The organism is Geminisphaera colitermitum TAV2, assembly GCF_000171235.2.
In the GTDB taxonomy this organism is placed as follows: domain Bacteria; phylum Verrucomicrobiota; class Verrucomicrobiia; order Opitutales; family Opitutaceae; genus Geminisphaera; species Geminisphaera colitermitum.
The window spans coordinates 24063-46160 of the sequence record NZ_ABEA03000195.1; the positions used below are offsets into that span (position 1 = coordinate 24063).

At 64.2% G+C, this 22098-nt stretch carries 18 protein-coding genes; 8 read left to right on the forward strand and 10 right to left on the reverse strand.

What is annotated here, in order from left to right; genetic code table 11:
* Positions 1-60: 60 nt before the first annotated feature.
* Positions 61-1086 (forward strand): LacI family DNA-binding transcriptional regulator, encoded by a 1026-nt coding sequence (locus tag OBACDRAFT_RS22525; protein ID WP_043589266.1) that lies wholly within the window; start codon positions 61-63, stop codon positions 1084-1086.
* Positions 1087-1152: 66 nt separating this feature from the next.
* Here the strand turns inward: OBACDRAFT_RS22525 and OBACDRAFT_RS22530 are convergent, their stop codons facing one another.
* Complete coding sequence (locus OBACDRAFT_RS22530; protein WP_043589267.1) at positions 1153-2235, reverse strand: substrate-binding domain-containing protein; 1083 nt, start codon at positions 2233-2235, stop codon at positions 1153-1155.
* Between the two features lie 192 nt (positions 2236-2427).
* Between OBACDRAFT_RS22530 and OBACDRAFT_RS22535 the strand changes: the two genes are divergently transcribed.
* Both OBACDRAFT_RS22535 and OBACDRAFT_RS22540 read left to right on the forward strand, forming a co-directional pair.
* Positions 2428-4527 carry a heparinase II/III domain-containing protein gene (locus tag OBACDRAFT_RS22535; protein WP_052362392.1) on the forward strand — a complete coding sequence of 700 codons (2100 nt, stop codon included), beginning with the start codon at positions 2428-2430 and terminating at the stop codon, positions 4525-4527.
* A 59-nt stretch (positions 4528-4586) separates the two neighbouring features.
* On the forward strand, positions 4587-5285 hold the full coding sequence (locus tag OBACDRAFT_RS22540) for a DUF1573 domain-containing protein (protein WP_043589186.1): 699 nt from the start codon (positions 4587-4589) through the stop codon (positions 5283-5285).
* A gap of 41 nt (positions 5286-5326) precedes the next feature.
* On the opposite strand, the gene OBACDRAFT_RS22545 is transcribed toward OBACDRAFT_RS22540, so the two are convergent.
* Together OBACDRAFT_RS22545 and OBACDRAFT_RS22550 are read right to left on the reverse strand one after the other, a co-directional pair.
* Positions 5327-6226, reverse strand: a complete 900-nt coding sequence (locus OBACDRAFT_RS22545; RefSeq protein ID WP_052362393.1) for an RluA family pseudouridine synthase — start codon at positions 6224-6226, stop codon at positions 5327-5329.
* Positions 6223-7143 carry an SDR family NAD(P)-dependent oxidoreductase gene (locus tag OBACDRAFT_RS22550; protein WP_232767590.1) on the reverse strand — a complete coding sequence of 307 codons (921 nt, stop codon included), beginning with the start codon at positions 7141-7143 and terminating at the stop codon, positions 6223-6225. Before OBACDRAFT_RS22550 ends, OBACDRAFT_RS22545 begins: the two co-directional genes overlap by 4 nt.
* On the opposite strand from OBACDRAFT_RS22550, the gene hpf reads away from it, so the two are divergent.
* Together hpf and OBACDRAFT_RS22560 are read left to right on the forward strand one after the other, a co-directional pair.
* Complete coding sequence (hpf, locus tag OBACDRAFT_RS22555; protein ID WP_043589270.1) at positions 7142-7522, forward strand: ribosome hibernation-promoting factor, HPF/YfiA family; 381 nt, start codon at positions 7142-7144, stop codon at positions 7520-7522. The two genes, OBACDRAFT_RS22550 and hpf, sit on opposite strands and share 2 nt — an antisense overlap.
* Positions 7523-7679: 157 nt before the next feature.
* Positions 7680-8210 (forward strand): DUF5069 domain-containing protein, encoded by a 531-nt coding sequence (locus OBACDRAFT_RS22560; protein ID WP_043589189.1) that lies wholly within the window; start codon positions 7680-7682, stop codon positions 8208-8210.
* A gap of 8 nt (positions 8211-8218) precedes the next feature.
* Here the strand turns inward: OBACDRAFT_RS22560 and OBACDRAFT_RS22565 are convergent, their stop codons facing one another.
* A complete protein-coding gene (locus OBACDRAFT_RS22565) occupies positions 8219-8473 on the reverse strand; it encodes a hypothetical protein (RefSeq protein ID WP_232767593.1) in 255 nt (84 codons plus the stop codon).
* A 20-nt stretch (positions 8474-8493) separates the two neighbouring features.
* Positions 8494-10041 (reverse strand): ComEC/Rec2 family competence protein, encoded by a 1548-nt coding sequence (locus OBACDRAFT_RS30965; RefSeq protein ID WP_269799094.1) that lies wholly within the window; start codon positions 10039-10041, stop codon positions 8494-8496.
* A 22-nt stretch (positions 10042-10063) separates the two neighbouring features.
* Here OBACDRAFT_RS30965 and OBACDRAFT_RS30295 point away from each other — a divergent pair, with 22 nt between their 5' ends.
* Positions 10064-10225: a hypothetical protein gene (locus tag OBACDRAFT_RS30295; protein ID WP_232767596.1), complete on the forward strand. Its 162-nt coding sequence runs from the start codon at positions 10064-10066 to the stop codon at positions 10223-10225.
* 112 nt (positions 10226-10337) lie between these two features.
* Entirely contained in the window at positions 10338-11756 is a 1419-nt protein-coding gene (locus tag OBACDRAFT_RS22585; RefSeq protein WP_043589195.1) for a replication-associated recombination protein A, read from the forward strand.
* A gap of 449 nt (positions 11757-12205) precedes the next feature.
* Here the strand turns inward: OBACDRAFT_RS22585 and OBACDRAFT_RS30300 are convergent, their stop codons facing one another.
* The 4 genes from OBACDRAFT_RS30300 to OBACDRAFT_RS22605 form a co-directional block, all read right to left on the reverse strand.
* A complete protein-coding gene (locus OBACDRAFT_RS30300) occupies positions 12206-12832 on the reverse strand; it encodes a putative globular PEP-CTERM protein (RefSeq protein WP_043589196.1) in 627 nt (208 codons plus the stop codon).
* An 89-nt stretch (positions 12833-12921) separates the two neighbouring features.
* Positions 12922-17142, reverse strand: a complete 4221-nt coding sequence (locus OBACDRAFT_RS27655; RefSeq protein WP_043589198.1) for a hypothetical protein — start codon at positions 17140-17142, stop codon at positions 12922-12924.
* A gap of 88 nt (positions 17143-17230) precedes the next feature.
* A complete protein-coding gene (locus OBACDRAFT_RS22600; RefSeq protein ID WP_043589201.1) occupies positions 17231-17956 on the reverse strand; it encodes a hypothetical protein in 726 nt (241 codons plus the stop codon).
* Between the two features lie 1748 nt (positions 17957-19704).
* Positions 19705-20127: a SufE family protein gene (locus tag OBACDRAFT_RS22605; RefSeq protein ID WP_043589271.1), complete on the reverse strand. Its 423-nt coding sequence runs from the start codon at positions 20125-20127 to the stop codon at positions 19705-19707.
* 131 nt (positions 20128-20258) lie between these two features.
* On the opposite strand from OBACDRAFT_RS22605, the gene OBACDRAFT_RS22610 reads away from it, so the two are divergent.
* Positions 20259-20828 (forward strand): peroxiredoxin, encoded by a 570-nt coding sequence (locus tag OBACDRAFT_RS22610; RefSeq protein ID WP_232767598.1) that lies wholly within the window; start codon positions 20259-20261, stop codon positions 20826-20828.
* On the opposite strand, the gene OBACDRAFT_RS22615 is transcribed toward OBACDRAFT_RS22610, so the two are convergent.
* Positions 20803-21987, reverse strand: coding sequence for a substrate-binding domain-containing protein (locus tag OBACDRAFT_RS22615; protein WP_043589202.1), 1185 nt, complete (start codon positions 21985-21987; stop codon positions 20803-20805). The two genes, OBACDRAFT_RS22610 and OBACDRAFT_RS22615, sit on opposite strands and share 26 nt — an antisense overlap.
* Positions 21988-22098 lie beyond the last annotated feature (111 nt).

The following is a 22098-nucleotide window of genomic DNA, read 5'->3' on the forward strand; positions in this document are numbered from 1 at the left end:
AAGCGGCATGCCGTTTTACATAAAATACACACAAACACCCAGCACGCGGAACTCATGCCCATGAAGAAAAATAGCCCCGGACTTTCCGAGATCGCCGCGCAGGCGGGCGTGTCGCGCATGACGGTGTCGCTCGCCCTGCGCAATTCACCGCGTATCCTTCCTGAAACTACGGAACGCATTCGTCGGCTGGCGCGGGAGATGGGCTATGCGCCCGATCCGCGCATGGCGGCGGCAATGGCGCGAGTCCGCGATACCAAAAAGAAGGAATTGCTGCCGCTGGCATGGATCAACGCAAACTCGAACCGTGATGCGTTCTCCGACTACAAATGGCTGTCGCCCTACCTGGAGGGTGCGCGCAATATGTGCTCGGAACTTGGATACAGGCTGGATGAATTCTGGTTGCGCGAGCCGGGCATGACGGAACAGCGATTGTCGTCGATCATTTCCAACCGCGGCATCCGGGGCGTGATCGTAACACCGACTCTGCCGAGCATCACGCACCTGCGGCTCGACTGGCGGCAGTTTTCCAGCGTGTCGTTCGAGAACGCGATCCTCCTGCCACGCCTGCACCGCGTGGCGCCGGACTATTATTACAACATCATGCTCACGCTCAAAATGCTGCGGAGGCTCGGTTACCGGCGCATCGGCCTGTGCGTGCAGCAACTGGAGGCGCGACGTTCGCATCACAGTTACCAGGGGGCGTTGCGGGTTTTTCACGCGGGCATCCCGCGCGCTGAACAAACAGCGCCGCTGATTTTCCGTCCATTCGAAATGCGTGAGTTCAAACGCTGGCTGAAGGCGCAGCGGCCCGACGTGATCATCGGGCATCACTCTCGCATGGTGGAGTGGCTGTCGGAGGCCGGGTTGCGCGTGCCGGAAGATGTAGGCGTGGCGCACCTGTCCATCGACGGAGACTGCGAAGACTGGGCGGGCATCTGGCAGCACAAGCGTCGCATCGGCGCGCAGGTGGTGGAGTCGTTGGTGTCGATGATTCACAACAATCGCATGGGCCTGCCCGACATCGCCTACGAAACTCTGCTCCCCGGCGAATGGCGTCATGGAAAAACACTACGCCGCCCGAAATAACGCCGGAATGTAAAACACATCAACCTCCCTCCCCTCCCCCCCCCCACACTCTCTCTTAGTCCTCCCTCATCCCTCCGGGAACGACTCCCCCGTGGTCCACTTGCCCTTGATTGCTATCATGCGTGGGAACTCCGCCAGACCTCGCTGGTTGCTCTGCAACATCGACACCAGCAACTCCACCGCCGCCCGTCCCACCTCCTCCGTGTGCGGATCAATACCCGCCAGACCTCGCTCCCCGCGCTGTACCAAGTTCACAAGTCGCACGTCACGCGGCACGTTGACCCCCGCCTCCGCCAACCGCCCGGCGACATGCGCGCCCGCCGTCAGAATCACATCCGGCCGGTGCCGACGATACCACGCGAGCAACTCCGAGCCCGGCATCTCGTGGTCGTCCGGCGAAAACAGAGGCACCCGGCGTCGAGCTGGCAACGTGTGTTGGTAAAACAAATACCGCGACGACCACGCGTGGTTTGTCGCCCGGTCTTGCGCCGCCGCCACGGCGAACCCAACCCGCTGCGCCCCCGATGCTCGGATACGTTCCAGCGCAGTGTCGATGTCGTGCGTATAGTCCGTCACCACCCGGTGCAGCCCCTCGCGCCGCGTATTGAACCCGATGAGCACCGTTGTGAAACGCCACCAGTCCAGCTCCGGATATTCAAGATTCGGATACGCATCGTCGCGTCCTGGAAAAAAAATCACCCCGTGGATGTCGCGCGCCTTCAACACCTCGCCCAGCCGCTCGTCCGACATCCGCGCCGGGTCGTGGTGAAAACGGTCCACCGCCAGCCCGCGCGCCTCCGCCTCGCGCATGAGCGCCCGGTTGAGCACATGATAAAATCCGCCCGGCGGCAGCTTCTCGTTTAGCTCCAGTGCGCTCGCAAGCCGGCTGATTACCGCAATCGTTTCCCGGCGGGCCCGTCCCTCCCGCTTTTCCCGACGTTCCCGGCGCTGGTCGCGCAGTTGCGACATCAACGCGCCGATCAGCGGATTCGGGCGGTAGCCCAGTTCATCCGCCGCCAGCCGGATCGCATCGCGCGTGGCCGCGGGCAGGCTCGGATGACCGCGCAATGCCAGCGACACCGAGGAGCGGCTGAATCCGGTGCGATCGGCGATCGCCTGCAAAGTGACTGCGCTGGGCTTCGTCTTCATCAACATCAACAAAAGCCCAAAAACAGTCCCGCGCCCACCCGTTTGGCAACGCTATTACTCAACGGGTACAATATCGCTCCGATTGCCTGCCCGCGTCCCAGCCGCCAGCCTGTCGCGCCATGCACTTCCCTTCGACCTTTCCGCTCCTCCCCTCCCTCCCTTGATTCTCCCATCTTCCCGTCTTTCCTTCTCATGAAGCCCTTCGCGCACCGATCCTATTTGGCCATCCTCTCGTATCTCGCATTCATCATGTCCGCCCTCACGCCACTGCCCGCCCAACTCCCGCCTTCGAACACCAATCAGGCAACTCCCCCCCCGCCCACCCGACGCGCCGCGCTGGCGGACATCATTGCCAGTCTCGACCCCGCGCTTGCCGCCGCCCGCGAACAACTCGTCGTCGCCGCCCGCAAGGACGCCGAACAACCCATCATTCGCCGTCCCCGCACCCTCGCCGAACTCCGTGCCACGCCACGCATTGTCATGAAATACGCGGAAAAACCCGCCCACCACGCCCGCCTCGACGACGCCTCCTGGGAACGCTTCGCCCTCTCGCTTGGCGACTCCCACGCCGCCTTCACCTTTACCGCCACCCTCCCCCGGCTCGCCGCCGCCGTTGCCATCACCGACGACCCCGCGCTCGCCGCGCACATCAACGCCCAACTCGCCGAACTCGCCACCTGGTCCCCCCTGCAACGCCCCGGCTGGTCCGGCGCCCGCATCCCCGCCAACGACGGTGCCTGGCTCGGCACCGGCTGGGCCGTCCGCGCCATCGTCCAAACCCTCGAACTCCTCCCCCCCCGCCACCTCACCCCCGAACTCCGGCAGGCGCTCGCTGACCGCCTCGAAGCCGAAATCGCCGGCATCCGCGACGACTGGCGCGCACGCCGCAACTGGTTCACCCAACGCGACTGCGCCTACAGCAACCAATGGGTGCTCCCCACCGAAGCCCTCATCCTTGCCAGCCTCCACACCGGCCTCGACCGACACCGCGACGACTACGAATTTGGCGTAAAAAACCTCCTCCGTTCCCTCGACGCGCAAGGCGCGCAAGGCGAATTTCTTGAAGGCCTCCAATACGCCGCCATCACTCTCACCGCCGTTCTTTCCGCCGCCCGCGACACCGCGGCCACCGGCGACACCCGCATCCTCTCGCACCCCTACCTGAAAAAATTCCCCATCTGGTATGTCCAACACCTCCAACCCGGCGGACAAGTCATCAACGCCTTTGACACCAGAACCACCACGCTCGACTGGAAACTACTCGCCCAATTCGTATCCGACACCCGCGACACCACCGCCCACTGGGCCCTCCATGAACACACGGACAATTGCGACGACGCCAACGACAACGACTATGACAGCCGCGGCATCAAATTTAGCGACACCCTCCCCGCCCTCTTCGCCCGCGCCGTCTCTCGCGCCATCGACAGTCAACCCTCAGCGTTCAGCGCTCAACCCTCAGCATTGGATGTTGGACGTTCGACGTTGGATGTTGGACATTCGGCGCAACGCGCCGCCGCCTTCCCCACTCCCCCCCCCCTCCACGCCCATTACCCCGTTGCCGCGCGCGTCAACTGGCGCAGTAGTTGGAACGACACTACAGCCACCGGATTCTGGATGCGCGGCGGACACGCCACCGACGCCCACGACCATCAGGACCGCGGCCACGTCAACTTCATCATCGGCAAACGCCCCCTGTTGATCGAAGCCGGTCTCTATTCCTACGGCATCCCCGAACACCCCACGCACTTCAAAAGCGTGGCCGGCCACAACGTCCTGCAAGTCGGCAACGCCGACCCCCGGCAACTCACCCCTGCGCTCCTCAACGCCCGCGCCGGCCAGATCCTCGATCCCGCCCACCGCGCCGCCCCGATCACCGTTCACCGCCTCGATGCCGACGGCGGCGAAGTCACCATGGACGGCAGCGCCTGCTACGCCACCGTCGAACGCTGGGTCCGCCACGTTACCTGGGACCGCGCCACCGTTGACATCCGCGACGAAGTCACCCTGCGCGAACCCGACGTCATTCTCTTCCGCTGGCACCTCGGCGAACCCGCCGACGCGCTGCAAACGCTCACCCCCGGTCGCGCCCAAGTCGGCGGCATCATCGTAACCTACGAAACCCCCGCCGACACCGCTCCCCTCACCGCGCTCGTGCAACCCATGCCCGATCACACCCTCCGCCGCCAAGAAAAGACCTACCACTCCACCCTCGTCCTCCGCACCGCCGCCCCCGCCCGCACTCTCACCCTCCGCACACGCGTAGCGCTGGCAGAAGTAGCGGGCAACTGATGTTACGCGGACGATCAGGTGGTTTGCCTACTCGCTACTTTTTACTTCATCTCTCCGGCATGAATCACCTGCCCAGCTCCCTTTTATCCGGTATTTCGCTATTCGCCCTCCTCGCTGCCTCCCCCCCCCCCGCTGCCCGCGCCGCGCTCGAATTTCCCCGCACCACCCAAAACCTCTCCATCGCCGCACTCGATGCCGAGGCCGTCGCCGTGTTCCCCTTTAAAAATACCGGTCAATCCCCCGTCACCCTCACCGCCATCGACAGCGGCTGTGGTTGCACCACCGGCACCACCGCAAAAAAAACCTATGCCCCCGGCGAGACCGGCCACGTGCGCGTCATCTTCACCACCGGGGCCCGCATGGGTGCGCAAAGCAGCGTGCTCATCGTGCGCACCGACGCCGCGGACGCCACCGGCGATGCGAAAGACATCCCCCTGACCGTTGCAGTGGACATCCCGGAAGCGTTCATCGTGGAGCCCGGCACGCTGGCATTTGCGCGCGACGCCAAACCCGACGACCGCCTCAACGTCACCGTGACCGCCACCGGCGAAGTCCCCTTGCAAAACCTCACCGCCACCGCCACCAACGAAGCCCTCCGCCCCTATCTCGCTCGCAATCCCGCCAATCCCGACCAGTGGACGCTTAGCGTGACGCGCCCCAACCAACCCGGCACCCACTCCGTGTTGATCTCCGCCCGCTTCCCCGGCGACATCATCAAGCAAACCACACTCTGGATCGTCGCGCCTGCCAGCCACTAGAGCACCTTCAGCCGATCAGTAGCTGACATTTGGATACAACTCTATCCCTCCCCCCCCCCTTCCATGCGCTCACGCACGAACGCCGCCAAGTCCCCCGCCAGCGGAGCGCGTAACACCAGAGGCACGCCCGCCTCATTCAAGTCGATCTCCGCGCAGTGCAACGCCTGCCGTGGCAAGTGCAACTTTGCCGCCAGTTCCGGCGTGTAACCCGTGTCGATAAAATCTAGGTAAATCCGCGCATCAGGACCGTAGATTTTGTCTCCCACCACCGGCGTTCCCAACCAACTCGCGTGCGCGCGAATCTGGTGTTTGCGCCCTGTTTCCAACCGCACCCGCACCAACGAAAAACCGCCCGCGCACGCCACCGGATAAAAATGCGACACCGCCGCCTTGCCGTCCGCGCGCACGCACGTCTTCACAAACACCGGACTCGCCAGATCGTCACCCAACGGCTGGTCCACCGTCACCGCCTCGCGCAATTCGCCCTCCAGAACCGCCAGATACTCCTTGCGCACCCGCCGCTCCTGCATCGCCCGCTGCAAACGGCTCGCCATCCGCTCATCCTTTGCAAACACGACCACCCCGCTCGTCTCCCGGTCCAGCCGGAAAATCAAATGCGCCTTTTCCAACCCCTTCGCCTCGCGCACCGCGCCCGCCAGACTCGACCACGGCCCCGCCTTCGATGGATGGCACACCACGTCGCCCGGCTTGTTGACGACGAGCAACCGCTCGTCCTCATGCACCACCCACGCCTCGATCTCCTCCGCCGTTATCATCCGCACCCGCGCCGGGTCCGTGCTCTGCGGACGCGGTGGCCACGCACAGGCGCGCCCACCACGATAGTGTTCAACAAAACTTGGCGACACCGGAGCGCCCGCCGCCGCGCCTGCGTCCGTTGCCGTATCCGTTGCCGACTGCTGTTTGTCGCCGCCGTCGTTCACGATTCCCCTCCCCTGCCCTCTCCGCCCGCCACCCGGCTCATCCGGTAGCGCTCCAGAACCCGCGCCCCGATCCGCGCCACCCACGACTTGGGCAACACCGACACCACCCGCGCCACCCATCGCGGACGCCACCCCGGCAGGCACACCGACTGCCCGCGCGCCAACGCCCGTAGCGACTGTTCAACTACACCCTCCACCGTGAACGCCAGCGCATCCCCCGCCGCGCCCTCGCGCAATCCCGCCCGCCGGAAAAACTCCGTTGCCACCGGCCCCGGGCACACCGCCAGCGCCCACGCCCCCCGCTGCGCCCGCCGCCCGCGCAACTCCGCGTCGAGCGCCAGCGTCCAGTGCAGCACAAACGCCTTCGACGCCCCATAGGTCGCCGTGTAGGCCGTCGGCAAAAACCCGGCCAGGCTCGCCACATTGAGCACCGTGCCCCCGCGCTCCTCGATCACCGGCAGCAGGCGCGTAGTCAGGTCCACGACCGCGCGCACATTCACGTCGATCATTTCAAGCTGATGCTCACGCCCCACTTCCGACACCCGCCCGTAGCCGCCGAAACCGCTGTTGTTGATCAACAAAATCCCGCCCGTCGGCGCGCGCTGTTTCAGTTCGCTTAATACCCGCTCCGCCGCCGCCCCGAGCACCGCCGGATCGGACAAATCACACTCGATGTGGCGCAGGTTAAGCTGCCCATGAAATATGTTTGGAATGCGACGAGAGAGGTTGAAAACCACCAGATCCGGAGCCACCGTCAGCAACCGCTCGATGAACATTCTGCCGATCCCAGACGAGCCCCCCGTGACGATCACGGTCGAATATCGACCCATGGCATGGCGTATCTCGGTGGAAACGATCGGCGAGGAGGAGGCGGGCATGAATTTGGTCAGGAAAACCAACAAAAAACATGCAGTCATGAACAGACAAAACGAAGCACACGAACTGATCGTATCCGGCATCCACCTTGAGTTGACGCCGTCGCTGAAGACATTCGTGCAGGAGAAGGCCGACCGCCTCTTCCGCCACGAGGAACGCATACTCCGCATCCGCATCGAACTCGAATGCGACCAGCAAACCCGCGACCCGAGCCAGCGATTCATCGCCAAAGGCCACATGCAAATCAACGGCCCCGCCTTCAATGCCTCCGTCGTATCCGGCGAATGCCACAATGCAGTCAACCTCCTCGTTGAAAAACTCGACCGCATGATCCGCCGCAGATCGCGCTTCTTTAAAGTTCAGCGCCACCGCACCAGCGCCCTGCAACTCGCCGAGGCCGCCCTTCCCGAACCTGTCTAGCTGACCGCTCCGCGTTGCGCCTCAATCGACAAAAACAAAGGCCGATTCTTACCTCACGAGCCCGCCGTTCCTGACCCGGCGGGCTCTCTTTTTCCCATCCCGCCGCACGCCCGTCGCATTTGCCATTCCCTCATTTTCGCCCATCTTCCGCCATCTCATGACACACTACACTTTCGCCCGCGAATTTCACGCCCTCTACGACCACGCCGTGCAACTCTACGCCAGTGGACAGCGTGATGCCGCCACCTACTTCAACACCGCCCAGTCCGCCTGGCTCGCCGCCAATGGACTCACGGCGCAACACCTCTACGATTATGCCGAGGATCAAAACAACGGCGATGAACCCGGCTACGACATCGCCCTCGGCATCGAACTCGTGCGCCGCGACTATTACCTCAACGTCCAGGGCGGCCGCCCCTCGCCCGAACGACTCGCCGAAGACACCCTCCCGCCCAAGGACGCCGCCGTCGAAGGCGTCGTGTGGCTTCCCCGCATCATCCCCAAAGCCCGCGCCAAGCTCCGCGGCGAGTTGCCCGCGACGCTCATGTATTGCTGCGGCGGAGACAGACGCTTCTTCAAGAACAACGACATTCACCCCGCCGAATTTCTTGCCGTCGTCTGGCGCGCCGGCGACAGCGACCAAGCCATCATCGACTGGGTTGTGCGCCGCATCGACTCCCTGCGGTAATCAAGGATTCACCCGCGCCGCACGCGTTCCTTCTCCTCGTCGCGCTCCTCTTCCAATCGAGTGCGTTCGCCCGCGAGCTGCACGCGAATCTTGTCCGCTTCGTCGGGATCGCCCGAAGCCAAAGCTCCCTCGATTTTCCCCTTCAGAAAAATCTCCCTCTCCGCGATTTTCCCCTTGTACACCGCGTCGATCTCGGCAAGCCGGCCCTTCTGGGCCGCGCTGAGGGGTTTTTCCGCGGGCTCGCTTTTGGCGAGTCGTTCCATGGCGAGTTCGTAGGCGCTTTTCATGAGGCAGGCAGCGTGGTGAACCGCATCCACAACACAAGCACGAGCACCACAAAACCCACCGGCGCCGCCACGCCGCGCCAGTCCGCCGGCCACTTCCGCTCATAACCCAGCGCCAGCACGGCGAGCAACCCGCCCAGCAACGCCGGTCCCGCCCACGCCGGGCGAAACTCCGCCGCGAAAAACGCCCCCGGCAACGCCGCCTCCCCGCGCGCCACCGCCTCCATGAACCACAGCACAACCCCCGCCGCCCGGTTGAACACCACCGACGCCCACTCCAAACCCGGCAGCAACCCCAGACTCAGCGACATAAATCCCGCCGTCAGCACCAGCCCCGCCAGCGGCACCAGCACCAGATTTGCCAGAAACGCCAGCGGCGTGAACAACCCGAAAAACATCGGCCCCGCCACCATGCTCACCAACGTTGCCGCCAGCCCCATGCAACCCAGCCCGAGCACAAACCGCCACATTCCCGAAAACGCCCGCTGCCACCAAGCCAGCGCCGCCGCCGGCAACCACGCGAACAACCGCCAGCGCGCCGACAACGCCTCCTGCAACGGCACGCTCAACAACAGCAGCGCCGCCACGATCCCGTAGGAAAGTTGGAAACTTGCCGTGAAAAGCTCGAGCGGCCGTATCAACAAAACCATGACAGCCGATGCCGTCAGCGCCGCCAGCGAACCTCCCGGCAGCCGCAGCCGCCATGCCCCCATCAAAAACACCGCCATCACCCAGGCCCGCACCGCCGACGGCGACGCGCCCGTGATCGCCACGTAAAGCCACAACAACCCCGCCCCCGCCAGAAAACGCCACGCGCCCGGCACGCGCGCCACGCCCAGCAAACAGTCGATGGCCAGCGCGATCACTCCCACGTGTAACCCGCTGATCGCAAACAAATGCATGGTGCCGCTCTGCAAAAACAACTCCTTGCGCCCCTCCCCGCCCGCCGCCTCCAGCTCATGCTTTTGCCCCAGCACCATCGCCCGGTACAAACCCGCCAGCGCCCGCCCCCGCTCCGTCTCCAACCCCGCGCCCAGTGTCCGCGAAAAACGCCCGCGCATCCCCTCCAGCCAGCGCTGATACCAGCCCGCCTCCGTCACCCGCGCCTCCACCTGCCCGCGCGTGAACCGGAAATTCACCCCGCTGTCCGCCAGGTATCCATCAAATGGAGACGCACCCTCCGCCATCGTGTCCGGATGCTTGGGCAGCGGAGTCAGCACGCCCAGCACGCGCAACCTCTCACCCGGCGTCGGAGCCCATTCCGCCTCCGCGCCCGGCCACGCGCGAGCCACCGAAAAATAAACCCGCTGCCCCGTCACATCGCGCAAATGCGCCTCCGTCCCCACCACGCGCCCCATGCCGCTCACCCAATCCTGTCCCGGCTTGGGCACGAACACCCGCGACACCTCCACCACCAACCGTGCCTCACGCGCGGGCAACGCCAGCGCGTCCCACTCTGCCAGTCGCCCCCGTTCCATCTCGTAACGCGCCATCCCGGCCAGCGCCACACCCGCCGCCAGCAAGAGAAGACTGCAACAGGTCAACACATTGGATGTTCGATGTTGGATATTGAACGTTCGACATTCGGCGGCGACCGCCGCTCCCGCCATCATCACCGACACCACTGCTCCGGCGAGCAACCCGCCCACTGGCAATGCCTCCCTCCAGCAATACCCCGCAATGAGCCCCGCCATCCAAGGCAAAAGCACCCAAAGCAACGGCGCTCTATGACTGAGGCTGCGGCTCGACATGGACGGCAGTTAAAACCACGCTTGTTTGCTTCTGCCTACATTAAATTTCACGCAACCATCGTCATCCGAACCCTCGACCCACTGACAATCTCGTGCCACCCGATCAGACAGACCTTTTTGGCGCTCCCGATCCCGCGCCATCCCCCCCCCCCTCCCCTCGCCGAGGCAATTCCCCCCGCGCCCCGCTCCCCGCCACCGCCCCCTCCGCCGCGCAACCGCTCGCCGCGCGCATGCGCCCCCGCTCACTGGAGGACATTGTAGGACAAGAACACCTCACCGCACCCAACGGACTCCTCGCCCGCCTCATCGCCAGCAACCGCTTTGGCAGCCTCCTCTTTTACGGCCCCCCCGGCTGCGGCAAAACCAGCTTCGCCGAAGCCATCGCCCGCCAGACCGGCAGCCGCTTCGTGCGCCTCAACGCCGTCATGTCCAACGTCGCCGAACTCCGCGAAATCCTCGCCCTCGCCCGCCGCACCCCTGAGTCACCGACCCTCCTCTTCATCGACGAACTCCACCGCTTCAACAAATCCCAGCAAGACCTCCTCCTCCCCGACGTCGAGGAAGGCTACGTGCGCCTCATCGGCGCCACCACGCACAACCCCGGCTTCTACGTCAACCCGCCCCTCCTCTCGCGCAGCCACCTCTTTCGCCTCGAACCCCTGCGCGCCGACGCCGTTGCCACCGTCCTCACCCGCGCCCTTGCCGACACCGAACGCGGACTCGGCAACCGCCACCACACCGCCGACGCCAAAATCCTCGCCGACCTCGCCACCCTCTGCGACGGCGACCTCCGCCGCGCCCTCAACGCCCTCGAAGTCATCGCCCTCTCCTTGCCCGAAGCCGCGCCCATCACCGAAGCCGAACTCGAAGTCTTCGCCCGCGAACGCCGCATCCGTTACGACGCCGACGAAGACGAACACTACGACACCATCTCCGCCTTCATCAAAAGCTGCCGCGGCAGCGACCCCGACGCCGCCATGTACTGGCTCGCCAAGATGATCGAAGGCGGCGAAGACCCGCGCTTCATTGCCCGCCGCCTCGTCATCCTCGCCAGCGAAGATGTGGGACTCGCCGACGCCCTCGCATTGCCCATTGCCACCGCCGCGCACCACGCCTGCGACTTCGTTGGCCTGCCCGAATGCGAATACGCCCTCGCCCACGCCACCCTGCACATCGCCTGCGCCCCGAAAAGCAACTCCATCACCCTTGCCATCGGAGCCGCCCACGCCGCGCTCAAAGCCGGCGCCGTGCAACCCGTCCCCATCCACCTCCGCGACAAAGGCGGCCAGGCCAGCAAACGCATGGGCCACGGCAAAGACTACCGTTACGCGCACGACTGGCCCGAAAACATCACAGGCCAAGATTACCTCGCCACGCCGCAAACGATCTACACGCCCAAACCCATCGGCCTCGAAACCAAAGTCGCCGACCGCCTCGCCCGCTGGCGCGCCCTTCGCGCCCAGATCCAAACCGAAGAAGCAACAGTGGCGCGGGCGTCCCGCCCGCAGTAGGGGCGTCGCTTGTGACGCCCGCATTCCGATGTAGCGCAGGCGTCCCGCCTGCCATCCAGCCTGCTGCGCGAAGCGCCGCACTCCATAAAAGTCACCGCGCTTCGCGCTATAGACAAGATGGCAGGCGGGACGCCTGCGCTACGTCAGCATGCGGGCGGGACGCCCGCGCCACTTCGAACCGGCGGCAGGATGCCGCCGCTCCTCGTTTGTTGGATTGGGATAAAGGGGAACCACGAGAGGCACAGAGAGCAGGGCATCCTTGATTTGCATTCATTCCTATGCGGCCCGGCCCTCCGTTGCCTCCGTGGTTAATTCTCTATGGAGGGCGGGTCTCCTGACCCGCCGACGGTGCGAAGCACCGCCCTTCCGTTTTTTTCGGATGGGCGCGGCTTGCGCCGCGTCTGGCGGGGATTGGCGATTGGCAATAAAACCCGCCCTCCGTTACTAATTCACCGGCGGCGACGCACGTAGGCGTAGGCGAGCATCGCCAGCCCGGCGAGCGCCGCATAGGTGGAAGGCTCCGGCACGTTGCCGAGGGTGAAGTCGGGGGTGCCGTTCAGCGTCAGGGTTTCGGCGAAATTACCTTGCACAGGGGAGGCAAACCCCCCGGCCGATGTCGTGAAATAAGCGCCGACCTCGCCCTGCATCACATCTGTTCCCTGAATCAGGGTCCAGAAGTTCCCCAAGTCAGATAGGCTGATATCACGAAACAAGACATCGTAGTCGGTACGCATGCCTTCTTCATCCGACCCGATAAAGGTTCCCGGAGAGTACTGGAACACGCGGGTAGCAGCATAATACTGGGTTCCTTTCGTTGACTCCACCTCAGCCTGAAAATCATACCAGCCCTTGAGGGCTGCGATCTCCGGATCGGGGTAGGCATCCAGCATCACCGAGGACCCCAGCAGGGTCAGGTTATCTGGACTGGTGCCGCCCCAGTGGGTGGCGATATATCCATTCGTGGCCAGAGCGCCGTCCACGGCGGTATACCCGCCTTGCCATTGCCACGAGATGGTGGCCGCCTGGGCCATCGCCGACAGCCCGAGTGCAAGACTCATTGTGATTATCTTTTTCATTATATATATCCTTTTATTTATTGTATTCTGAAGGTCCCCCCCTCCCGCGTTGGGCAAGGAAGGAGGGACAAGTGTTATCAGGTTTTCGTTTATTCTATCTCGATACTGTCTTCGTCGAGGGTCAGCGCGGGCTGCACCCAAGTCTTGCTGGTGTTGCCCCTGAAGATGAATCCTTCACCGATATCGAACGCGGGCGCGCCGCCAGCCGGCCAGTTGCCTGCTATGGTCAACCCATATGCGGTGTATGCATCTTCCGCTCCATTCTGCTTGCTGAAGTTGTCCGACCGGGCGCGGACATAGCCGACTGCCTCCGGCGTGTTCACTGCCTCGGGATATTGCACCCCCATCAGCAATTCCATGCCTGCGACAATGGTATAGGATCTGGCGGCTTCGGGAACGATGCCGGCAAAATCCAGCGTCACGGAAGCCGATGCGTTGCCATTGCGTGCCGCCACGGCATAGCCGGCTGGCACCTCCCGGTCTCCTCCGCTCCAGCTACCGGTAATTCCTTTGCTCGATGCCGGATACATGTCTCCGGTCTCGATGTTCTGCACGGTGACCGAGGAGCGGTTGGGCAGGGCGGCGAACAGTTGCTGCACCGTCGTCTTGCTGCTGACCAACTGATGGGCGACCAGCTTCAGGCCGTTGGCCGGGATCGTCACCGCGTAGCGTCCGCCCACGTTGTAGGAGAACTTCGCGTCGGCGTTGATCGCTCCGCTGGCGAGCGAGGTCGCGCTGGTCACCACCCGGTAAAACTCCGCCGTGGCGGCGCTCTTCGGGAAGGTCAGCGTCGCAACGCCGTAGTCGTCGAACTGCCCGGCAGTGCCGGACACAAATCCCCACAAGGCAGCGGGGGCTTTCAGTTCTTCCGAAGCATGAAGAGCGTAATAATTGCCCGGCGTGCCGAGCACATTGATCGTGATCGTGCTGCCGTTGATCACCGGCTCGTCCAGCGTCGCGGGCGCGGCCTCGGCAACGGCCTCGTCCACCGTGATCGTGACGCTGGCGACCGCGGTGGCGGGCCGCACCACCGTGACGGGGCTGCTCGCCACCATCGCGCCAAGCGCGTTGAAGGCCAGCAGGGTGTAGGCGCCGGGTTCCGTGGCGATGTAGCTCGTCTGCCCGGTCACGTTCACGCTGCCCGAGGGTGTGACCAGTTGCAGGGTGCTCGCACCGGTGACGCTCCAGTAGAACGTCGAAGTGGGCTTCGGCTGCGCCGCCACTACGTAGATGTGGCTGCCTGCCGCGAGGCCGGTGAGCGAGTGGCTGCCTTGCGCGACGTTCGTGTTGAGACCGGGGCCGGTCACGGTGACCATGCCGGCGTCGATCGCGTTCCACACGAGCGTGGAATCGAGCGGCGCGGTGCCGCTGACCGGGCTCGCGCTGATCGTGGCCGTCGGGACCGGCGGGTTGCTCACCGTGAAGCTGCCGATGCTGGCGGGCGCTGTCACGGTGACCGTGACCGTCGCGCTCGCGGCGGACGTGGGCAGCGTCACCGTCCTGGTCTCGGAGACTGTCGCGCCGAGGGTGTTGGTCGCCTGCAGGGTGTAGCTGCCGGATTGCGTGGCGATGTAGCTCGTCTGCCCGGTCACGTTCACGCTGCCCGAGGGCGTGACGAGCGTGAGCGTGGCCGCGTTGCTCGTCGTCCAGGTGAGGGTGCCGCTGGTCTGCGGCTGCGCCGTCACCGTCCAGGTGTGGGTGCCTGCCGCGAGACCGGTCACGGCTTGGCTGCCGCTGGGACCCGTCGAGCTGAGGCCGGGGCCGCTCACGGTGACCGAGCTGGCTTCCACGGTCGCCCAGTTTATGGTCGTATCGAGCGGCGCGGTGCCGGTGTTCGGCGTGGCGTTGAACATCACCACCGAGGGCTGTTTCACGGTGGGGGGCGTGAAGCTGTCGATGCTGGCGGGCGCGGCGACCGTGATCGTGACGCTGTCGCTCGCGGGGCCGGGCAGGACCACCGTGACGGGGCCGCTGCTGATCGTGCCGGCGGCGTTGGTGACTTGCAGCGTGTAGCTGCCGGGCTCGGTCACATAATGGCCTGTCTGGCCGGTCACGTCCACGCTGCCCGATGGCGTCAGCAGCGTAAGGGTGAGTGTGCCATCGTCGGGCTGCACCGACCAGGAGAGCCTCGCGCGGGTCGATGTGGTGGCTGTCACCGTCCAGGTGTGGCTGCCTGCTGGCAGACTGCTGATAAGCTGGCTGCCGGTGCTCTCGTCAGAGTCGAGGCCGGGGCCGCTCACGGTGACCGAGGCGGCGTTGCCGGTGCTCCACGTCACCGTGGAGGCGAGCGGCGCGGTGCCGCTGGCCGGGCTCGCGCTGATCGTGGCCGTCGGGACCGGCGGGTTGTCCACCGTGAAGCTGCCGATTACCGGCGGGACCGGGGTTTGCACGATGGCGACGATGCCTTCGGTGTAGAGGCGGTCGAAGTTCCACTCGAGCCCGGCTCCCAGCGGGGCGCTGCTCGTGTCGATGGTGGCAAAGGTGCCGGTGCGCGCAGTGAAGTCGAAGAGCTTCCACTCGGCACCCGCGACCGCCGCGAAGCCGTCGCCGGGCACCAGCATCAGCGTGCCGCCGAAGACGATCTCGCCCGCATCGACCCGGCCGTTGTCGCCCGCGGCCCCCAAGATGGAACCGACGATGCTGCCGGCGGCGATCGTCACCTCGTCCGCCGTCACCCGGCCGGGCGTGCGCAGGACCACGCCGTTGGCGCTGTTGCCCGCTGCGCCCAGGTAGACGGCGTTGGCCGTGAGCTCGCCTTCGATGTCGAGCCAGTTGTAGGCGGAGCCGGCGTTCTTGCCGATGTAAACGGCCGCGCCCGCGGCGGTGACGTTGGCGGTGTCGGCGATGCCGGTGGCGGCGTTACGGCCCAGCATCACGTGGTTGCTGCTGGTGTTTTCGCCGATCACCCAGTCGCCCTGCGACACGAAGCTCAGCCCGCCGGTCCACATCTCGCCCGCGCCCGTATCCAGCGTCGTGAAGGCCCGGATGTCGCCCGCGTAGGCTTTGCCGGTGGCGACACCATTCACTTGGGCGTTACGCGCACCGATCACGAAGATGTCGCCCTCCATGCTCACCGAATAGCCGAAGTTGTCACTCGCCGCGCCGTCGGAGGCGAGGAGCTTCACGTCCTGGTTCACCGTGCCGCTCTTCCCGGAGAGCCCCTTAAAATAATAGGCCGCTCCCGTATCGGCCACATTGCCGTCACCTAGAACAGCCCCGACCAGGGCGTTGTCGGCTGACAGGCTCACCGAAAGGCCGAAGTTGTCACTCGCCGCGCCGTCGGAGGCGAGGAGCTTCACGTCCTGGTTCACCGTGCCGCTCTTCCCGGAGAGCCCCTTGAAATAATAGGCCGATCCCGAAGCGCTCCCCCTGTCGTCATCCCCCTGAGCCCCGGCCAAGGCGCGGTCGCCCGACAGGCTCACCGACCAACCGAAGCTGTCATTCGGCGCGCCGTCGGAGGCGAGGAGCTTCACGTCCTGCGTCACCACCGTAGTGCCGGCCGAGACCGCGCTGTCCAGCCCCTTGAAATAATAGGCCGAGCCGGAATCGGGCGCATTGCCGTCATTCCCATCAGCCCCGGCCAAGGCGCTGTCGCCCGACAGGCTCACCGACCGGCCGAAATTGTCATTCGGCACGACGTCGGAGGCGAGGAGCTTCACATTCTCGTTCACCTTGCCGCTCTTACCGTCCAGCGCCTTGTAGTAATAGGCCGCACCCGTAGAGCTCCCCCTCTGATAAGCCCCGGCCAAGGCGCTGTCGCCCGACAGGCTCACCGACTGGCCGAAGCGGTCCGACGGCGCGCCGTCGGAGGCGAGGAGCTTCACGTCCTCGTTCACCACCTGGGTGCCGGCCGAGATCGCGCTGTCCAGCCCCTTGTAATAATAGATCGATCCCGAATCGGGTCCCTTGTCGTCATCATATATAGCCGAGACCAAGGCGCGGTCGCCCGACAGGCTCACCGAAGTGCCGAAGTAGTCAGCCGTAAAGCCATCGGAGGCGAGGAGCTTCACGTTTTGGGCCATGGTCACCACGCTATTCCCGGGGATCCCCCTGAAATAATAGGCCGATCCCGATTCGGTCCCATTATCGTCATCCCCTCGAGCCCCGGCCAAGGCGCGGTTCTCCGACAGGCTCACCGACCAACCGAATTGGTCACCCGTCGCGCCGTCGGAGGCGGTGAGGGTGGAGGCGCGGGCGTGGGGAGCGGTGAAGGCGAGGAGCGCGAGGCCAGTGGCGAGGGCGCCGGATGCTCCGAGTAAAAGCAAGGCGCGCCGGAGCGTGCCTGTAGTATTTGTTTTTGGTATTTTCATAGGTGCGGGAGGAAAGGGGGGAGAGGAATTAATAATTAAGAATTTAAGAATGAGGAGCGGGGGGGGAGTGGCGCGGGGAGGATGGCGGTCAGCTCTGGGTGCGGCCCTGGCGGAGGAAGAGGGTGAGGCGGGTTTCGGCGCCGATGGGCTGGCCGTCCTTGCCGATGAGGCGGAAGGTGTAGTCGCGCTGTTCCTCGCGGTCGGCGGGCGCGGGGCGCGGGTCGGTGATGTGCGCCTCGGCGGTGCTGAGCACGAGCACGCTCCCCTGATCGTCGTGATAATCGCAATGCACCACGAGCGCCTTGGCGGGCGCAGGGATGCTGGCGACGAAGCGCTGGAGGTTGCCGTCGAACTGCGCCCGCACGTGGCTCTGCACCGTGGCGGGGTCGGGGCTGCTCTTGCCGAGAGGTGTCAGGCGCAGGGCGCGCTTGATGTCGTCGGTGCATTTGACGTTGTCGATAAACCCGTCGATCAGCGTGAAGGCCTGGGTGAAGAAGCCGCCGTTGGGCAGCGACTGGTTGGCAGTCGGTCCGGTGGGCGTGGTGTTGGGGCGCACGAAAAGCTCCGCTCCCATGGGGGCCCAGGCGGCGCGTTCCTTGTCCGCCGTGCGTTCGCGGGCGATGATCTGCGCGTTGTTTTGCCAGGTTTCGGTCGCCACCCAAGTGCCCCAGGTGGCATGGAGCTGGTCAAAGGCGTCGTTGCTGATGCCCAGCGTGGTCTTGAAGTTGGGCAGCTCGGTGACGAAATTGAGCCCCCATTCGCGCTGCTCTTTTTCGGTCGTCGGGAAGTAATTGCGGTTGATGTGTCGGGTCATGATTGTGGTGATTACGGGTTACAGGCGGGTGCGATCCAAAGTCGGTTCGGAGTGGCGCGGGCGTCCCGCCCGCAACGTGCTTCCCGTAGCGCAGGCGTCTCGCCTGCAATCCATAGGATGCGCGAAGCGCGGTGCTCTCTTCTGCTTTTTGCTGATTGTGTTATTTGGGAAAGCGGCGCTTCGCGCAATAGACTGACTTGCAGGCAGGATGCCTGCGCTACGCTTATGCCACGGGCGTCCCGCCCGCAGGCAGGGTTACAGGTGACGGAGAGCGGGCGGAACGGCGTCCCCGTGCCAGGGACGGCAAAATCGCCCGTCCCTTTCATTGTACCGGAAAAAAGGATGCCGGTACCCGACGGTACAGCGCCGGGGACATCGGGTACAACGCCTGTACCCGATGGTACAGCACCAGGGACGAATGTCCCCGCCCTTGTACTTTTGTGTCCAGCGTCAGGGACATCGGGGACAGGGCCGGGGACATCGGGTACAATGGCAGGGACATCCGGTACAATGCCTGTACCCGACGGTACAGGGCCGGGGACGGATAAAAATGCCCCGAAACGGTTTGTCCCTGCGCCTGTACCCGTTGTCCCTGACGCTGGACAAAGAAAAAGTGGCGCACTTTTTTCTGGTACAGGCGTTGTACCCGATGTCCCCGGCATTGTACCGGATGTCCCTGCCATTGTACCCGACGGTACCGGGGCAGTACCGTTTCGTAATGGTGCCTTTTGGGCGGGTTTCGGGCCGGGGAAAAAAGGTTTCGGGCCTGTACCGTCGGCAACCGGGACGAAACAGTCGGGGACCGGAACAAAACAATCGGGAACCGGGGCAAAACAGAAAGGTAATGCCTCCAAACATCTGATGTTACGCGGACGACCAAGGAGCGCCCAAGGAGCGGCGGCATCCTGCCGCCGGTTCAAAGTGGCGCGGGCGTCCCGCCCGCATTCCGATGGAGCGCAGGCGTCCCGCCTGCAATCCAGCCTGCTGCGCGAAGCGCCGCACTCCATAAAAGTCACCGCGCTTCGCGCTATAGACAAGATGGCAGGCGGGACGCCTGCGCTACGCACGGAGCGGGCGTCCCGCCCGCTTTGCAACAGGATGCGGGCGATTGGCAGAAAAAGCCCGCACCACTCCGGAATATCGGCGGCAGGATGCCGCCGCTCCCTGCGACTCCTGCGTAACTTCCGTAAATCGGAATTCCCTAAATCCGCATTAGAAAAATTGCTGGGGGGGGTAACGTAACTGGCACTACAGTCAAGCACTTCCGCAATCTTTTCCGTCGTGTTCTGCACCGCAATCTTCACGCAAACCGTGCCCGCAACCCGGCGGGCGGGAGCGGCGAGCGGTGCAGCGTGGCGGTGGTTGGCGGGCAGGCGGTGGTTCACGGAAAAGCACACTCTACCGGAATCCCGACAGGGGGGGAAGCTAGGCAAAACCCTGCACATTACCCACGCTAATACCTTGCTTTTCTTTCCTTAGCGCGTGCCGGCAAGCCACATCCGCAAAAAAACCTCTCCGGGGTGAAAAGCCGCCCGAAAAATTTTTTTCGGGTTTCCGGATTTTTTTACCCCCGGTTTTTTTCCGGGCTACGGAATGCCTGGCGCGGGCGTCCCGCCCGCTGTAGGGGCGTCGCTTGCGACGCCCGCGCCACTCCGAACCGGCGGCAGGATGCCGGCGCTCCCAGGCGCTACCGCGCCAAATCCAACCTTTTCCGCCTGTCCCCTCCCCCCTCCCCGCTCCGCAGCAACCTACGCCCACCGCGCCGCCCGCGCCTTGATGTGCGCCCGCGCCCCCGCCAGTCCGTTGCGACGTGTTGGCGTCAAATCGCGCAACAAGCCCAACTGCTCCAACACCACAGGTTCTGTTGCCACGATTTCCTCCGCACTCGCGCCATCGTAAATCTCGCAAAGCAACGCGATCAACCCCTTGACCAACGGCGAATCCGCATCCCCGCGCACCCGCATCCCCCCGTCGGCCGCAGGAGACACCGCGATCCAAACCGCGGAGACGCATGCCTTCACTCGATTCTCCTCCGTCCGCTCCCCCTCCCCCAGCGGAGCCAGTCCCCGCGCCCGATCAACGACCGCCGCGAGGCGTTCCTGAGAATTTTCAATGATGCCCAAGTCTTCGATCAACCGGGCCTGTCTGGCGGCAACAGATGCGACTGACATGATGTTTGACGATAAAACTGCATTCTCCCTGCGAACCGAGGCGAGCACGAAGTCGGATAATAGAACCCCTGTTGCGAAAATGCGCCCCCTGCATTAATTCCCACCTGATCCACCTTGCACCACCAGCACACATGAAACCCAACCATCACCAGTCCGGCCCTTATGCCATCCGCCGCCTCCGTTCGCTCGCCACTGTCATTTTTATCATGAGCCTGATCCCATTTGTCACCACCACCGCCCAGTCCGCGCCCCTTGATGCCGGCGCCGACGCGCCGCACGTTTCCGCCACCACGGAGACGGGAGCCAAAATCAACCTCGCCGACGTGTATTCCAAAAACACCTACACGCTCGTCTTTTTTTATCCCAAAGCCTTCACCGGCGGATGCACCGCGCAGAGCTGTTCATTGCGCGACGGCTACGAATCCCTCGCCGCCCTCGGTGTGGCAATCATCGGAGTGAGCACGGATAACGTGGAGACACAACGACGCTTCAAGGAGGAAAACCGCCTGCCCTACACGCTTCTGGCCGACACTGACAAAACGGTTGCCCAAGCCTTCGGCCAGCCCTCCGGCGGACGCGCCAGCCGCCAGGCGTATTTGATTAAAGACAACAAAATCATCTACGCCGACCACAAGGGCACCACATCCAAACAAGCCGAGACAATCCTCGCCTTCATCAAGGACGCGGCGGCGGCGAAATAGCGGCACCCGTCTCAACCACTCCCAACGTCTGACCCGGTATCAGATTAGGAATGACAAAGGTCGATTCCAACGTGGACTGTCCCGCCGCCACCTTTTGCACAAGGCGGGCAATGGACTTCGCCAGCGAGCGAATATCGAACACATAGCGCGCCGGTTCCGGCGTGCAATTTGCCAGATACGGATCGGCGTCGCGGCACACCAGCGACACCTCGCCCGGCACATCAATGCCCTGGCGGAGCAAGTGCGTTTGCACCGTGAGAAAACACGCGGGATCGGCGATCAACCACGCCGTCGGACGCGGGCTCCTCGCCAGCAACCGGTCCGCCAGCCGGCACAAATCCGCCACCGTGCCATCATGGTGCGCCACACTTGCGACCGCGTCCTGCCCCCCTGCGGTTCCCGCGCCCTCCAGAAAACCAACGCGACTCTCGATATCCCCGCCCCGTTCCTGCCGGTTGAGCACAAACACCAGTTGCCGGTGCCCCAGCCGAAGCATTTGCGTTGCCGCGTGGTGACACGACGCGCGGTAGTTGAAATCCACATGCGGCAGGCTCCCCGCCTCATGCAACGTGCCCACGATCACCGCCCGCAACCGCTGACCCACGCACCACCGCTGCATGGCCGGGCTTGAGTAGGGCAACACCCAGCAATCATGCCGGACCGACGCTGCGAGTTTCCGAAAATACGCCAGAGCCGTTGCGTTGCCCGCGAATTGTTTGTGATAAACCTGCATCGAGATTCCCCGTTCGTAGAGAATCCGGCGCAGATCATCGATCCATAGAATCGTGCGATGCCGCAGATGCTCCATTTCAAGCGGCAGCAGCAAGCCCACCGAAGCTGCGCGCCCGCCGCTGCTCCCTCCCCCCCCCCCCCCGATTGCATTTGCCCGCGCCCCCACCCTTGCATCGCTGCTGCCCCGCCGCCGCCGCTTCCGTGCCACCTGCGTTCCCTGCCGACTGCGCTCCGCAACCCAACCCTCCTGCTGCAACGTTTCCAACGCCGCCCGCACCGTCCGCCTGCTAACCCCAGCCTGTTCAGCCAGCACGCGCTCTCCCGGCAGTTGCCCCGCCCACTCCCCCGCCTGTAAACGCTCCCGCAAGTATTCCGCGATTTGGGTGGATCGAAGTTGATAGGGGCGGCGGGAAACAGTGTTCGGCATGGTCTCTTTATGAAACCATTCATGCCGCTTGTGAATCCTCCTTTTCAGAAAAGTATCTATTCTAAAATCAATTCCATTTCAGAACACGATTCCCCACATTTCACTTACATC

Excerpts from the sequence above, each read along its gene's own strand:
- OBACDRAFT_RS22525 (WP_043589266.1), top strand. The coding sequence starts at position 61 with ATGAAGAAAAATAGCCCCGGACTTTCCGAGATCGCCGCGCAGGCGGGC.
- OBACDRAFT_RS22530 (WP_043589267.1), bottom strand. The coding sequence starts at position 2,235 with ATGAAGACGAAGCCCAGCGCAGTCACTTTGCAGGCGATCGCCGATCGC.
- OBACDRAFT_RS22535 (WP_052362392.1), top strand. The coding sequence starts at position 2,428 with ATGAAGCCCTTCGCGCACCGATCCTATTTGGCCATCCTCTCGTATCTC.
- OBACDRAFT_RS22540 (WP_043589186.1), top strand. The coding sequence starts at position 4,587 with ATGAATCACCTGCCCAGCTCCCTTTTATCCGGTATTTCGCTATTCGCC.
- hpf (WP_043589270.1), top strand. The coding sequence starts at position 7,142 with ATGAACAGACAAAACGAAGCACACGAACTGATCGTATCCGGCATCCAC.
- OBACDRAFT_RS22550 (WP_232767590.1), bottom strand. The coding sequence starts at position 7,143 with ATGACTGCATGTTTTTTGTTGGTTTTCCTGACCAAATTCATGCCCGCC.
- OBACDRAFT_RS22560 (WP_043589189.1), top strand. The coding sequence starts at position 7,680 with ATGACACACTACACTTTCGCCCGCGAATTTCACGCCCTCTACGACCAC.
- OBACDRAFT_RS22565 (WP_232767593.1), bottom strand. The coding sequence starts at position 8,473 with ATGGAACGACTCGCCAAAAGCGAGCCCGCGGAAAAACCCCTCAGCGCG.
- OBACDRAFT_RS30300 (WP_043589196.1), bottom strand. The coding sequence starts at position 12,832 with ATGAAAAAGATAATCACAATGAGTCTTGCACTCGGGCTGTCGGCGATG.
- OBACDRAFT_RS27655 (WP_043589198.1), bottom strand. The coding sequence starts at position 17,142 with ATGAAAATACCAAAAACAAATACTACAGGCACGCTCCGGCGCGCCTTG.
- OBACDRAFT_RS22600 (WP_043589201.1), bottom strand. The coding sequence starts at position 17,956 with ATGACCCGACACATCAACCGCAATTACTTCCCGACGACCGAAAAAGAG.
- OBACDRAFT_RS22605 (WP_043589271.1), bottom strand. The coding sequence starts at position 20,127 with ATGTCAGTCGCATCTGTTGCCGCCAGACAGGCCCGGTTGATCGAAGAC.
- OBACDRAFT_RS22610 (WP_232767598.1), top strand. The coding sequence starts at position 20,259 with ATGAAACCCAACCATCACCAGTCCGGCCCTTATGCCATCCGCCGCCTC.
- OBACDRAFT_RS22615 (WP_043589202.1), bottom strand. The coding sequence starts at position 21,987 with ATGCCGAACACTGTTTCCCGCCGCCCCTATCAACTTCGATCCACCCAA.